Below are 12323 nucleotides of genomic sequence, written 5' to 3'. Positions count from 1 at the left end.
AAGGGAAAGCCCTAATCAGCCCCGCTCGCTATCCTCGGGTAATGGACGAGCAACTGCCGGACGTACAGGCGTCCGAGCCGGACGTAGAAGTCGGCCTGAACCGGGTCGGCGTGACGGGCGTGACCAAGCTGGTCGAACTCGCGCGACCCGACAAGCGGCCGATCGTGCTGACCGCGGAGTTCGAAGTGCTGGTCGACCTGCCGAGTTGGCGGAAGGGCGCGGACATGAGTCGCAACATGGAAGTCGTCGACGAGATCCTCGAAGACGCGGTGACCGAACCCACCTATCGCGTCGAGGACGTCTGCGGGGAGGCCGCCGAGCGCCTCCTCGAGAAACACGACTACACCTCCAAGGCCGAGGTCCAGATGGAGGCCGAGTACATGATCAAAGACGAGACCCCGGCGAGCGAGCGCCCGACGCAGGCGACCGTCGACATCCTCGCGGGCGCGACCGCCACCGACGAGGGCACCCGCGAGAAGATCGGCGCGCGGGTCACCGGCATGACCGTCTGTCCCTGCTCGCAGGGGATGATGAGCGAGACCGCCCGCCGGAAACTCGAGGACCTCGGAGTCGGTGACGAGGAGGTGCGGGAGTTCCTGCGGGAGGTCCCCCAAGCGGGCCACTCCCAGCGCGGTCACGCGACGCTCACCGTCGAGAGCGAGGGCGCGCCCGAGGTGAACCTCCTGGAGTTGATCGAGGTGGCCCGCGACTCGATGAGCGCGCGGATCTACAACCTCGCGAAGCGTCCCGACGAGGACCACATGACTTTCGAGGCCCACGCCAACGCGAAGTTCGTCGAGGACTGCGTGCGCGACATGGCCGAGGGCGTGGTGGCCCAGTTCCCCGACCTCCCCGACGACGCGGTCGTCACGATGAAACAGAGCAACGACGAGTCCATCCACCAGCACAACGCCCACGCCGAGCGGATGGCCGAGTTGGGGACGCTCCGCGAGGAAGTCGCCGACGACTGACGGCGTTTCGATCCGCCCTGCGATTCGCCGCGTCGGACTGCTCGCTCCGTCCCGACCCGAGAACGAATTTTGAAAACAGTCGTGCGGCGTTACAGGAGACGGAGGCCGAGGTCGTACGCCCACGCCTGCGTGCCGACCGCCGCGACCACGACAGCGCCGCCGGCCAGCGCGACGTTCTTGAGGAACTGGGTCATCTCGTCTTGCCGTTGGTCGTCGGGGACGGCCCAGAAGTCGTGCATCGTCACCGCCGAGAGTAAGAGGAACGCCGCGACGGCGACCGCGCTCGCGACGGGAAACGCGCCGGCGAGAACGCCGAGGCCGCCGGCGACGAGGACGGCCCCCGACCCGAGGACCGAGAGCGTCGGAGCGGGGAGGCCCTTGAACTCGGCGTATCCGGTCATCTGTTCGGTCTGCACGAAGTGGTTGAACCCCATGAACGCGACGACGCCCCCGAACAGGACGCGACCGACGAGGAGCGCGATCCCTTCGACGCCGGTGACCGCCATCAGGCCGACACCTCCCGCGATCGGGCGTCTGGTTCGGGGGTCCGTGGGCGCGATTCAGGTTTCGATCGGTTACTGGGTTTCGTCACGGAATGTAGTTCTATTCGGAACCGATATATAATCTCGGCAACACTGGCGCCACCGGCTGACACCGATGTCATCGAGTCGTCGGCGCACTGAGACGACGCCCGAATCGCGGGTCGCCCACACACTCATTGGGCCGGGCGTCGTACGTACTCGCCATGAGCGTCACCGGCCTCTGTCAGATCTGCGAGCGCAACGAGGCGGCCCACTCGTGTCCGAACTGCGGGACTCTCGCCTGCGAGGACCACTGGAGCGAGCGGTTCGACCTCTGTGTCCAGTGCGCTTCGACCGACGGGGACGACGGGCGCGCGACCGCGGTACCCGACGATCTCGACGACGAGGACGTGATGCGCTTTTAAAGCCGGCGGCTGAGTCGTCCCGCCGCCTGCCGGGCCGCGGCGGCGTACGCGTCGGCGTCCCGGTCCCGATCGCGGCCGGGGGCGGCGCCGGGGGCCTCGCCGGCGTAGATGACTTCCCGGCCGGCCTCCACGAGGCCGACGCCCGGCTCGCCCGCGTCGTCGGGAGTCACGTAGTCGGCGATGTCGGGGCCGTTGCTCGTCTCGCCGACCGCGAGAAACGGCAGGTCCGGGGCGCGCTCGCGGAGCCGTTTGAGCGTCTCGCTCGGGCCGCCGACCAGCAGTCCGATCGCGACCTCGGCGTCGACCGCCCGTTCGGCGACCCGCGAGGCCACCCGCTCGGCTACCGTCTCCTCGGGGTCGCTCTCGCCGGCGACCGCGAGCGCCTGGAGGTCGCTCGCCCCCGCGTTGGGCGTCCGGCAGACCGCGAACGCCGCCGTCTCGGTGTCTCGAAGTCGCGCGAGCGCCTCGTCGCCGAGCGCGCCCGAGCCGACGCCGACCGCTGGCGCGACCGTCACCGCGTCCATCGAATCGAGCAGACCGACCCGCGACCCGCGGATCGCGGTCCACTTGCCGTCGAGTATGACCGGCACGCCCCGTCCGCGGGCGTAGGCGACGGTCTCGGCCATCGCGACCCGACCGTCGGCGTCGGCGTAGTACGCCGGGTTCAGGGTGTAAGCCGCCGCGTGGTCGCTGGTCGCGTCGACGATGCGGCGGGTGAACGCCCGCCGAGGGTAGTCGTACTCGCGACAGTCGGCGGGGAGCCGCGAACGCTCGGGGTTCAGCCCGACCGCGAGGCCGCCGCCGGTCTCGCGTATCCGGTCCCGAAGCCGGTCGAAACAGGTCACGTCGACAGTTGCCCGCGGGCCCTCATGGCTCTTGCTCTCCGCAGGTATCAAGTCGGACTCCGTCCAAGAGCGTGGCGTGACCGTCACCGCCGTCGTCTTCGACTTCGACTACACGCTGACCGTTCCCGATCGCCCCCGCCAGGAGGTGCTCGACGACGCGACCGAGGCGGTCGGCGCGCCCCGAATCGACCGGGCGACCTACCTAGATGTCCACGCCGACTACCTCGACGTCGAGAGCAGGACGCCGATCTTCGCCGACATCCTCGATGCGGCCGACAGCGACGCCGATCCCGCGGCGCTCGCCGAGGCCTACCGCGAGGCGCTCGGCGACGCGCTCGCGCCGGTCGAGGGGGTCCCGGGCCTGCTCGCGGACCTGCGCGAACGCTATCGGCTCGGACTCCTCACGAACGGGTCGACCCGCGCCCAGCGAAGCAAACTCGAAGCGTTCGAGTGGGTGGACGCGTTCGACGCGACGGTCGTGACCGGCGAACTCGACGCCGGCAAGCCAGACGAGCGCGCGTTCGCGGCGATCCTCGACGAACTCGGGGTCGCCCCCGAGCGAGCGGTCTACGTCGGCGACGACCCCGAGGCCGACGTTCACGGCGCGCAGGCCGCCGGGATGGCGGCGATACAGGTCGTCTTCGACGGGGGGCCTGACCCCGCGCCGGCGGCCGACGCCCACGTCGAACGCGATCGGCTCGCGGCCGAGCTACCCGGTCTCCTCGAGAGCCTGTAGGGCCGCGACCACCGCGTCGGTGGCGCGTTTCACCGCCGCGCCGTCCTCGACGAAGACGACGGTTCGCGGCGGCCGGACCGCCTTCGGTCGCACCCGCAGGCCGGCGTCCGCGGCGGCCTCGGCCGCGGCGTCGACGCCCGCCTGAAACTCCACTCTGGTACGGTCCTCGTGGGCGTAGACCGCCGCGAAGGCGACGGTCTCGTCGCCGGCGTGGCTGACGATGCGGTACGCGAGTTCGCCGTCGGCAGACCCCTCGGCGTCTGGGTCGGCGTCGGCGACGTCGAGCGCCGACAGTCCCGAATCCTCGCGGCCGTCGACCTCCGAGGCGAGCAACTGGGCGATACGCTTGCCGTCGGTGGTTCGCTCCTCGACCATACGCACGGTACGAGCGGGGGCGGAATTACCCTTCGGCTTTCAGTTCCTCGCGGGCGTCGGCGGCCGCCTCGCGCACGTCGACGCCGCGCCGGCGGGCGTACACGACCGCCGCGGCCTCGATTGTCACGCCGAGGTCGCCCTGTAGTTCGTTGATCTCGGCGACCGCGGTCTGCTTTTCGGTGCCGGCCGCGACCACCTGATCGAGCAGGCGCTCGAACGTCGACTGCTCCTGAAGCACCGACTCGTCGGGGACGAACCCGTCGGGGATTTCGACCGCCGAGGGGTCGAACCCCGCGACGACGCCGTCGTCCCGGCGGTCGAGCAGTCCCTGTCCGGTCGCCACGTCGACCAGCCGCTCGGCCTGATCGGGCGAGAACCAATCGCGGTCCAGCGACAGCGCGACCACGAGCTCGCTCTCTGGCAGGCGCTCGCGGCCCTTCTGCTTGAACGGGGCCGCGACTGCGCGTCGGAGACTCATCGGTACGAATCGGACGCGTGGTCGGCCTAAAGCTGTCGGTCCGCGGGCCGGCCCGGAGCCGCCGATTGCGCGGAACCGAGATATATAAGTGTGCGCTCGCCGATTTCACGGGTATGAAAGACCAAGGACACTCGACGCGCAAGCGCACCGGCGGCCGACTCCGCCCGGCGCAGAAGAAGAAAAAGCACCAGCTGGGCCGCGAACCGACCGAGACCACGGTCGGCGACCCCAAGTTCCGCACCCTCGACTCCCGGGGCAACACCCAGAAGGTCCGCGCGCTGTCGACGAACGTCGCGAGCGTCGCGATCGACGGCGAGACCGTCGAGGCCGACATCGAAGACGTCGTCGAGAACGCCGCCAACCCCAACTACGTCCGGCGGAACATCGTCACCAAGGGCGCGGTCATCGAGACCAGCGAGGGTCGGGCCCGCGTCACGTCCCGCCCCGGCCAGACCGGCAACGTGAACGCCGTCCTCGTCGAGTAACTCGCTTCTACACCCGTTCTTCGACGCCCGACAGCCCCGCGTCCGTGATCTCGAACTGCGCGGTCTCGCCCGCGGGCTTCGCGCGGTGTTTTTCGAGGGTCGCCCGGCGGTTCCCGCCCCGGAACCGGTCGATCCGGACGACCGTGCCGGTCCAGTGTTCGAGCGTGTGGCCCCCGAGCGGCCGGGTGCGGTCGCTGTCGGGGTCGGTGTACACCTGATTCGTCAACACGACCGCGAGGTCGTGTTTGCGCGCCAGCGACAGCAGGTGGGTGACCTGACTCGCGACCTTCCGGAGCGCCTCCCCGCCCTCGGTGTCCTCCGAGCGCTCCATCCGGTAGAAGCCGGTGGCGCTGTCGAGCACCACCAGATCCGCCCGCTCGGCGAACTCGCCGGCGTCCCGGACCGCCTGCTGTTGGTCCTCGAAGTCGTAGGCCTCCTCGATCACGATGCGGGAAGTCAACTCCTCGACGTCGTCGGCCTTCGCCGAGGCGACCTGTTCGAACCGCGCGAGCGACAGCCCCTCGGTGTCGATGTACACCGCGGTCCCGCCGGCGGCGGCGACTTCGACCGCCGCCCCGAGCGCGACGTTCGTCTTGCCCGCGGCTGGCGGGCCGTACACCTGCGTCACGGTCCCGCGCTCGAACCCGCCGTCGAGCAGGTCGTCGAGCGGCCCGCACCCGGTCGGGATGGCCTCGTTGTTCACGCCCGCCGATTGGTCCCTCCCGGGCAAAAGCCTCCGGATTCCGAGCGGACGAGTTTTGACCCTCGGGGTCGAACCCCCACGAGTGACAGTCGTCGTCGCCACCGAGGACTTCGAGCTGTACCACGGCGTGGTCAACGAGCTTCGCGACCGGGGCGTGACGTTCACCACCGTCGAACCGGGCGCGGACCCGCCCGACAGCGCCGACGTGCTCGTCCGAGCCGACGACGACGAAAGCGTGCCGGCGGAGTCGGACGCCGACGTCCGGACGGTGATCGCCGACCCAGCCGACCCCCGCCGGGCCGTCGAGGAGGCGCTGGCGCTCTTGCGGGGCGAGGGCGGCCGGACGGTCGTCGGGATCGACCCGGGAACTCGACCCGGCGTGGCGGTGCTGTCGGGCGAGATGGTCGTCGCGGCCTTCCACGTCCCGCTGGGCGACGTGGCAGCGGTGGTTCGAGAGGAAGTCACGGACGCGGTCGATCCGGTCGTCCGGATCGGCGACGGCGCCAGATTACAGGGCGGCAAGCTGATCCGAGCGCTCGAAGACGTGCCGGTAGAGCTCGTCGACGAGACCGGGACGACCCCGTACCTCGGCACCGGCGCTCGCGGGATGGGCGACGTGCTCGCGGCGGTGAACATCGCGCGCCTCGACGGCGAGCGCGTCGAGAGCCGCGAAGTCGAACCGACGCCGGGCGAGCTGACGGTCATCCAGAACCGCTCGCGCGAGCGCGCCGACGACAACCGCGAGATCGACGAGGAACTCGCGCGCCGCGTGGCGTCCGGAGAGCTGACCCTCGAAGAGGCGATGCGCGAGCACCGCGAGGACGACGCGACGTGACGGTTCCCCGACCGGGACTGCGCGTTCGGACGCCGACCCGAACGCGGGCGAGCGGACTGAGACTCCCGTGGGAGGTCCGACCGACACCCCGATGCACGTCGCGGTGTGTCGTCACTGGCCAATTTCGCCCCGACCTGCACCTCTATGTCGTGCTACCGAACACTCTTTCCACGGACGAACCAACCGCAGCGGTGGCCGACTCCGTGCGAGTTGGGCGAACGGTGATCCACCTATGACACGAAACGACAGTTCCCACGAAAACGGATTCGCGACGATCGCCGTCGGGGCGGCCGAGACCGCGAGGAGGTCCGAGGAACGCCCGACGAGTGACGTCGTCCCGCCGGTACACCTCTCGAGCACCTTTCGGTGGGCAGACGGCGACGATGCCAACGAACACGACTATTCGCGCGAGAGCAACCCCACCCGGGCGGCCCTCGAAGACCAGCTGGCCCGTCTCGAAGGCGGCGAGCACGGACTCGCGTTCGCCTCGGGGATGGCCGCCATCTCGACGACGGTTCTGTCGCTGGTCCCGCCGGGCGGCCACGTCGTCTCGTCGGACTCCGTCTACGGCGGCACCGAAAAACTGCTCACGGAACACGTCGCCGGCCATCTCGGGGTCGACGTGGAGTTCGTCGACGCCCGCGACCCGGACAACGTCGCCGCGGCGGTCGATTCGGACACCGACCTGATCTGGGCGGAGACACCGACGAACCCGTTGGTGCGTCTGTGTGACGTCCGATCGATGGCAGACATCGCCCGCGACCGCGGCGTCCCGTTCGGGGTCGACAGCACTTTCGCGAGCCCGTACTTTCAGGCGCCGCTCGAACTGGGTGCCGACGTCGTCGTCCACAGCACCACCAAGTACCTCAACGGCCACTCGGACTCGATCGGTGGTGCCGTCGTCACCGACGACGACGCAGTCTTCGAGAAACTGGCGTTTGCCCAACGGATCGGGCTCGGAAACGTCCTCTCGCCGTTCGATTGTTACCTCGTCGCGCGCGGCATCAAGACCCTGCCGGCGCGGATGGAACACCACCAGGAAAACGCGATGGCGGTCGCGCGCCTCCTCGAGGACCACGACCGGGTCGCCCGCGTCCGCTACCCCGGTCTAGAGAGCCATCCCCAACACGATCTGGCGTCCGAACAGATGTCGGGGTACGGCGGGATGCTCTCCTTCGAGTTCGATGGCACGCTCGTCGAACTCGAGGCGTTCGTCGAGGGCCTCGAAATATTCACGCCCGGGGCCAGCCTCGGCGGCGTCGAGAGCCTCGTCGAGGTCCCGTCGCTGATGCTCCCCGACGAGATCAGCCACGGGTCGGCCACCGCCGAGATCCCCGAGACGCTGGTCAGGGTTTCGACCGGCATCGAAGACGCCGACGACCTCCGCGAGGACCTCCGGACCGCGCTCCCGTAGACCCGCGCCCCGTGTCGCACTCGCCGATCCCGGCCGGACGGGGACGGATCAGTCAAGCGGTTCGATGGCGTCGCCGGGGCGGATCGTCCCGTCTTCGAGAACGTCGGCTCGGAGCCCGCCCCGGTGAGCGAGCGCCTGCAACACGCCGTCTTGGGTGATCCGCTGGAGGTGAGCGCACGGTTCGCACAACCGATCCCCTCGGCAGACGGCGTCACCGACTCGGAATCGGCGACCGACGAGATGATTGAGAGCGACTTCTCGGGTCTCGACGTTCCGTCGGTGTTCCCCGGGCGCGAGTTCGATACCCGCCTCGCGTTCGATCGCCGTAACGGCCTCTCGCTCGATCAGCGTGAGGTCGTACCCGTCGTGGCGGTCCTCGTCGGCGTCCCACTCGACGAAAGTCCCCGTCTCGATCTCGCGAAAGTAGCGGTCGCCCCGGAGTCCGCTCCCGGCGATCGCCTCGACGTCGGTCCGTTCTTCCATCTCCGCCTCGGCCTCGGGCGCGGTGAAAATCCGTTCGACGGTGCCGCTTTCGGTCATGCGTACTACGCTGTCTGATGAGCGTATAAACCTCCGGGTGTCGGCGACCCCGCCGCGTCTACGGCAGACTCACACGGGGGCCGAGGGTTCGGTCGACTGTCAAGAGAGTCACGCTCCGTCGGTCTCGTCGTTTCGCCGACGGAACCGCGCGACGGCGGCGTCGTCCCCCTACCGCCGGTTCGCGGCGCTCTCGGCCCGACGCATCACCTCGCGCACCGGCGCGTCTGCCTCTCGCGCGACCGCGGCACAGTCGTCGTACTCGGCGCTCACGTCGTACACCGCGCCGTCGTCGTCGCTGGCGATCTTCACGTCGACCGCGTACCGTTCGCCGTCGATCTCGACCGCGACCGACTCGATCTCCCGGCGGGCGATCCACCGGTGGGTCGCCCCGGCCTGTCGGACGCCGAGCGTGCCGGTCTCCTCGGCGAGTCGCCGCGCGACCCGTTCGGCGTCCGCCGGCTTGCAGACGACCTTCACGAGGTGACCCGGCCGGGACTTCTTCATCGTCAGCGGGACGATCGAGACGTCGCGTGCGCCGGCCTCGGCGAGCGACTCCTGGAGGCCGCCGAGAATCTCGGGCGGGGCGTCGTCGAGGTTCGTTTCGAGCACCGCCACGTCGTCGCGGACGAGTCGGCCGCCGCGCTCGGCGTCGCTCTCGCCCACCAGCGCCCGGAGCACGTTCGGATGCTCGGGGAAGTCGTACCCGCCCGCGCCGTAGCCCGACGAGTCGATCCGGAGCGACGGGAGTTCGCCGACGCCCTCCGCGAAGTGCGCGAGAACGGCCGCGCCCGTCGGCGTGAGCAGTTCGGCCTCGACCGGGCCGCCCCGGAGCGACCAGTCGGCGCGCTCGGCGATCTCGACCACGGCGGGCGTCGGCACCGGGTAGGCGCCGTGGCTCATCTCGACGGTGCCGCCGCCGGTCGACAGCGGCGTCGCGACCACTCGATCCGGATCGAGGTCCTCGAGGAGTAGCGCCGCGCCGACCACGTCCGCGATGGCGTCGTCGGCCCCGACCTCGTGGAAGTGCGTCGAGTCGAGGTCGGTGCCGTGGACGCTCGCCTCCGCCTCTCCGAGGCGCTCGAAGACCGCGAGCGCGTCGGCCTCGACGCCGTCCGAGAGAGCCATCGACTCGACGATCTCGACGACCCCCGGGTAGGTCCGGAGCGGGCCGGCCCCCTCCGCGTGGTCGTGGTCGTGGTCGTGGTCGTGGTCGTGGTCGTGGTCGTGGTCGTGGTCGTGGTCGTGGTCGTGGTCGTGGTCGTGGTCGTGGTCGTGGTCGTGGTCGTGGTCGTGGTCGCGATGGTCGTCCTCGTCTACGTGTCCGTTTCCGGCGCGTTCGCGGCCCTCGCCGCCGTCTAGCAGGACGGCGACGCCCGTCGCCGAGATCCCGTTCTTCTCGGTCGGGGTCACCTCGTACCGGACGTCCAGCGCTTCCTCGACGGGCGCGAGCGCATCGCGGTCCGCGCCGGCCGCGAGCAGGGCGGCGAGTATCATGTCGCCGCTGGCGCCCATTCCGCCGTCGAATGCGAGCGTCTTCATGCCGAGACGTGGGGCGCTCGCGGCGAAAAAGACCGGGGTTGTCGGGCGCCGCCCGAGAGACGGCCCCACACCAAACGGCTTTGTAGCGCGAAATCGTATCTTACCGCATAGTATGAACTCGACCGCTTCGGCCCGTCGTCCCCGCGCGACGGCCGATATTCCCGACAGCAAAGGACTTATCCCTCACGGGCGCGGATCCAGAAACAATCTTCGCGTCTCCCAATCATGAATGAAGTCCAACTAGAAGTGGCGAAGGCGTACCCGAACGACTCGGGCCGCGGCATCGCCCGCCTCGACCCGGACACGCTGCTTCACCTGAAGCTGAGCCCGGGCGACATCATCGAGATCGAAGGCGGCGACACCACCGCGGCGAAGGTGTGGCGCGCCGACCGGCAGGACTGGAACACCGACACGGTCCGGATCGACGGGTTCACCCGCCAGAACGCCGACGTGGGAATCGGCGAGCGCGTCGAGATCCGGAAGGCCGACGCCGAGAAGGCCGACAAGCTCGTGTTGGCCCCGCCCGAGGAGGCCAGCGTCCAGTTCGGCTCCGACGCGGCCGGGATGGTCAAGCGCCAGATCCTCAAGCGCCCGGTGGTCGAACGCGACATCGTCCCCGTGATGTCATCGACCAACCACCCGTTCATGCGGTCGCCCGGACAGGCGATCCCGCTCATCGCGGTCGAGACCGAGCCAGACGGAGTCTGTCTCATCACCGAGGACACCGAGGTCGAACTCCGCGAGGAGCCGATCAGCGGCTTCGAGAAGACCGGGGGCGGCATCACCTACGAGGACATCGGCGGGCTCGAAAACGAGATTCAGCGCGTTCGGGAGATGGTCGAGCTCCCGATGAAACACCCCCAGATCTTCAAGAAGCTCGGGATCGAGCCGCCCCAAGGGGTCCTGCTCCACGGCCCGCCGGGTACGGGCAAGACCCTGCTGGCGAAGGCGGTCGCCAACGAGACGTCCGCGAGCTTCTTCTCGATCGCGGGCCCCGAGATCATCTCGAAATACTACGGCGAGTCCGAACAGCAACTCAGAGAGATCTTCGAGGACGCCACCGAGGAGTCGCCGTCGATCATCTTCATCGACGAGCTCGACTCCATCGCCCCCAAGCGCGAGGACGTGACCGGCGAGGTCGAACGCCGCGTGGTCGCCCAACTGCTGACGATGATGGACGGGCTCGAATCCCGCGGGCAGGTCATCGTCATCGCGGCGACCAACCGCGTCGACTCGGTCGACCCCGCACTGCGGCGCCCGGGCCGGTTCGACCGCGAGATCGAGATCGGCGTGCCCGACGAGACGGGCCGCGAGGAGATCCTCCAGATCCACACCCGGGGGATGCCCCTCTCCGACGACGTGGCGCTCGACTCGCTCGCCAACGACACCCACGGGTTCGTGGGCGCGGACATCGAGAGTCTGACCAAGGAGGCGGCGATGAAGGCGCTTCGGCGCTACCTCCCCGAGATCGACCTCGACGAGGAGGACATCCCGCCGAGTCTCATCGACCGGATGATCGTCAAGCGCCAGGACTTCAACGGCGCGCTCAACGAGGTCGAGCCCTCGGCGATGCGGGAGGTGCTCGTCGAGCTTCCGAAGGTGTCGTGGGACGACGTCGGCGGGCTCGAAGACGCCAAACAGCAGGTCAAAGAGAGCGTCGAGTGGCCCCTCTCCTCGCCCCAGAAGTTCAGGCGGATGGGCATCTCCCCGCCCAGCGGCGTGTTGCTCTACGGGCCGCCCGGGACTGGCAAGACCCTGATGGCGAAGGCGGTCGCCAACGAGACCAACGCCAACTTCATCTCGGTCCGGGGGCCCCAGCTCCTCTCGAAGTGGGTCGGCGAGTCCGAGAAGGCGATCCGCCAGACGTTCCGGAAGGCCCGGCAGGTCTCCCCGACCGTCATCTTCTTCGACGAGCTCGACAGCCTCGCGCCCTCCCGGAGCCAGGAGATGGGCTCGAACGTCTCCGAGCGCGTGGTCAATCAGCTGTTGACCGAGCTCGACGGCCTCGAAGAGAAAGGCGACGTGATGGTCATCGGCGCGACCAACCGTCCGGACATGATCGACCCCGCGCTGATCCGGTCGGGGCGGTTCGATCGGCTCGTGATGATCGGCCAGCCCGACGAGGAGGGCCGCGAGCAGATCCTGAAGATCCACACGGACGACACGCCGCTGTCGCCCGACGTGAGCCTGCGCGAGCTCGCCGAGATCACCGACGGCTACGTGGGGAGCGACCTCGAATCGATCGCCCGGGAGGCGGCGATCGAGGCGCTCCGCGAGGACGACGACGCCACCGAGGTCGGGATGAGTCACTTCCGGCAGGCGATGGACAACGTCCGGCCGACCATCACCGAGGACCTGCTCGACTACTACGACCAGATGGAAGAAGAGTTCAAGGGCGGCTCGTCCGGCCCCAGCGAGGGTCGTCGGGGCGGACGCATCGGCTTCCAGTAAATAAC

At 69.3% G+C, this 12323-nt stretch carries 14 protein-coding genes; 7 read left to right on the top strand and 7 right to left on the bottom strand.

The annotated features are described in order from the left end of the window. The first annotated feature begins 41 nt into the window (after nucleotides 1–41). The gene (mptA, locus tag EPL04_RS05305; RefSeq protein WP_134670114.1) at nucleotides 42–971 is read left to right on the top strand and encodes a GTP cyclohydrolase MptA; all 930 of its coding nucleotides are present in this window, start codon (nucleotides 42–44) and stop codon (nucleotides 969–971) included. 89 nt (nucleotides 972–1060) lie between these two features. Here mptA and EPL04_RS05300 read toward each other — a convergent pair whose 3' ends face one another. After that, complete coding sequence (locus tag EPL04_RS05300; protein ID WP_134670112.1) at nucleotides 1061–1477, bottom strand: DoxX family protein; 417 nt, start codon at nucleotides 1475–1477, stop codon at nucleotides 1061–1063. Between the two features lie 239 nt (nucleotides 1478–1716). Between EPL04_RS05300 and EPL04_RS05295 the strand changes: the two genes are divergently transcribed. Then, nucleotides 1717–1917 carry a hypothetical protein gene (locus EPL04_RS05295; protein WP_134670109.1) on the top strand — a complete coding sequence of 67 codons (201 nt, stop codon included), beginning with the start codon at nucleotides 1717–1719 and terminating at the stop codon, nucleotides 1915–1917. Here EPL04_RS05295 and pyrF read toward each other — a convergent pair. Next, nucleotides 1914–2762, bottom strand: coding sequence for an orotidine-5'-phosphate decarboxylase (gene pyrF / locus EPL04_RS05290; protein ID WP_167599424.1), 849 nt, complete (start codon nucleotides 2760–2762; stop codon nucleotides 1914–1916). The genes EPL04_RS05295 and pyrF overlap by 4 nt on opposite strands. Nucleotides 2763–2838: 76 nt before the next feature. On the opposite strand from pyrF, the gene EPL04_RS05285 reads away from it, so the two are divergent. Continuing rightward, complete coding sequence (locus EPL04_RS05285; RefSeq protein ID WP_134670105.1) at nucleotides 2839–3498, top strand: HAD family hydrolase; 660 nt, start codon at nucleotides 2839–2841, stop codon at nucleotides 3496–3498. Here EPL04_RS05285 and EPL04_RS05280 read toward each other — a convergent pair. Together EPL04_RS05280 and EPL04_RS05275 are read right to left on the bottom strand one after the other, a co-directional pair. After that, nucleotides 3472–3873: a hypothetical protein gene (locus EPL04_RS05280; protein WP_134670103.1), complete on the bottom strand. Its 402-nt coding sequence runs from the start codon at nucleotides 3871–3873 to the stop codon at nucleotides 3472–3474. The two genes, EPL04_RS05285 and EPL04_RS05280, sit on opposite strands and share 27 nt — an antisense overlap. A 25-nt stretch (nucleotides 3874–3898) precedes the next feature. Then, the gene (locus EPL04_RS05275) at nucleotides 3899–4351 is read right to left on the bottom strand and encodes a DUF2240 family protein (RefSeq protein WP_134670101.1); all 453 of its coding nucleotides are present in this window, start codon (nucleotides 4349–4351) and stop codon (nucleotides 3899–3901) included. Nucleotides 4352–4464: 113 nt separating this feature from the next. Between EPL04_RS05275 and EPL04_RS05270 the strand changes: the two genes are divergently transcribed. Continuing rightward, nucleotides 4465–4836, top strand: a complete 372-nt coding sequence (locus EPL04_RS05270) for a 30S ribosomal protein S8e (protein WP_134670099.1) — start codon at nucleotides 4465–4467, stop codon at nucleotides 4834–4836. A 7-nt stretch (nucleotides 4837–4843) separates the two neighbouring features. Here the strand turns inward: EPL04_RS05270 and radB are convergent, their stop codons facing one another. Beyond that, nucleotides 4844–5539, bottom strand: a complete 696-nt coding sequence (radB, locus tag EPL04_RS05265; RefSeq protein WP_134670097.1) for a DNA repair and recombination protein RadB — start codon at nucleotides 5537–5539, stop codon at nucleotides 4844–4846. 82 nt (nucleotides 5540–5621) lie between these two features. Here radB and EPL04_RS05260 point away from each other — a divergent pair, with 82 nt between their 5' ends. Then, entirely contained in the window at nucleotides 5622–6374 is a 753-nt protein-coding gene (locus EPL04_RS05260) for a hypothetical protein (protein ID WP_134670095.1), read from the top strand. 232 nt (nucleotides 6375–6606) lie between these two features. After that, the gene (locus EPL04_RS05255; protein ID WP_134670093.1) at nucleotides 6607–7788 is read left to right on the top strand and encodes a trans-sulfuration enzyme family protein; all 1182 of its coding nucleotides are present in this window, start codon (nucleotides 6607–6609) and stop codon (nucleotides 7786–7788) included. Nucleotides 7789–7836: 48 nt separating this feature from the next. Here EPL04_RS05255 and EPL04_RS05250 read toward each other — a convergent pair whose 3' ends face one another. Both EPL04_RS05250 and larC read right to left on the bottom strand, forming a co-directional pair. Then, complete coding sequence (locus EPL04_RS05250) at nucleotides 7837–8328, bottom strand: MOSC domain-containing protein (protein ID WP_134670091.1); 492 nt, start codon at nucleotides 8326–8328, stop codon at nucleotides 7837–7839. Nucleotides 8329–8496: 168 nt separating this feature from the next. Then, entirely contained in the window at nucleotides 8497–9867 is a 1371-nt protein-coding gene (larC, locus tag EPL04_RS05245) for a nickel pincer cofactor biosynthesis protein LarC (RefSeq protein ID WP_134670089.1), read from the bottom strand. A gap of 225 nt (nucleotides 9868–10092) precedes the next feature. Between larC and EPL04_RS05240 the strand changes: the two genes are divergently transcribed. After that, nucleotides 10093–12318 carry a CDC48 family AAA ATPase gene (locus EPL04_RS05240; RefSeq protein ID WP_134670087.1) on the top strand — a complete coding sequence of 742 codons (2226 nt, stop codon included), beginning with the start codon at nucleotides 10093–10095 and terminating at the stop codon, nucleotides 12316–12318. Nucleotides 12319–12323 lie beyond the last annotated feature (5 nt).

It is taken from the genome of Halorussus marinus (assembly GCF_004521895.1).
Classification (GTDB): Archaea; Halobacteriota; Halobacteria; order Halobacteriales; family Haladaptataceae; genus Halorussus; species Halorussus marinus.
This window is presented reverse-complemented; position numbering and strand designations above follow the sequence as displayed.

Coding starts and splice junctions, on each gene's coding strand:
- mptA (WP_134670114.1), top strand. CDS start 42: ATGGACGAGCAACTGCCGGACGTACAGGCGTCCGAGCCGGACGTAGAA.
- EPL04_RS05275 (WP_134670101.1), bottom strand. CDS start 4,351: ATGAGTCTCCGACGCGCAGTCGCGGCCCCGTTCAAGCAGAAGGGCCGC.
- EPL04_RS05300 (WP_134670112.1), bottom strand. CDS start 1,477: ATGGCGGTCACCGGCGTCGAAGGGATCGCGCTCCTCGTCGGTCGCGTC.
- EPL04_RS05250 (WP_134670091.1), bottom strand. CDS start 8,328: ATGACCGAAAGCGGCACCGTCGAACGGATTTTCACCGCGCCCGAGGCC.
- EPL04_RS05255 (WP_134670093.1), top strand. CDS start 6,607: ATGACACGAAACGACAGTTCCCACGAAAACGGATTCGCGACGATCGCC.
- EPL04_RS05240 (WP_134670087.1), top strand. CDS start 10,093: ATGAATGAAGTCCAACTAGAAGTGGCGAAGGCGTACCCGAACGACTCG.
- EPL04_RS05270 (WP_134670099.1), top strand. CDS start 4,465: ATGAAAGACCAAGGACACTCGACGCGCAAGCGCACCGGCGGCCGACTC.
- larC (WP_134670089.1), bottom strand. CDS start 9,867: ATGAAGACGCTCGCATTCGACGGCGGAATGGGCGCCAGCGGCGACATG.
- EPL04_RS05295 (WP_134670109.1), top strand. CDS start 1,717: ATGAGCGTCACCGGCCTCTGTCAGATCTGCGAGCGCAACGAGGCGGCC.
- EPL04_RS05280 (WP_134670103.1), bottom strand. CDS start 3,873: ATGGTCGAGGAGCGAACCACCGACGGCAAGCGTATCGCCCAGTTGCTC.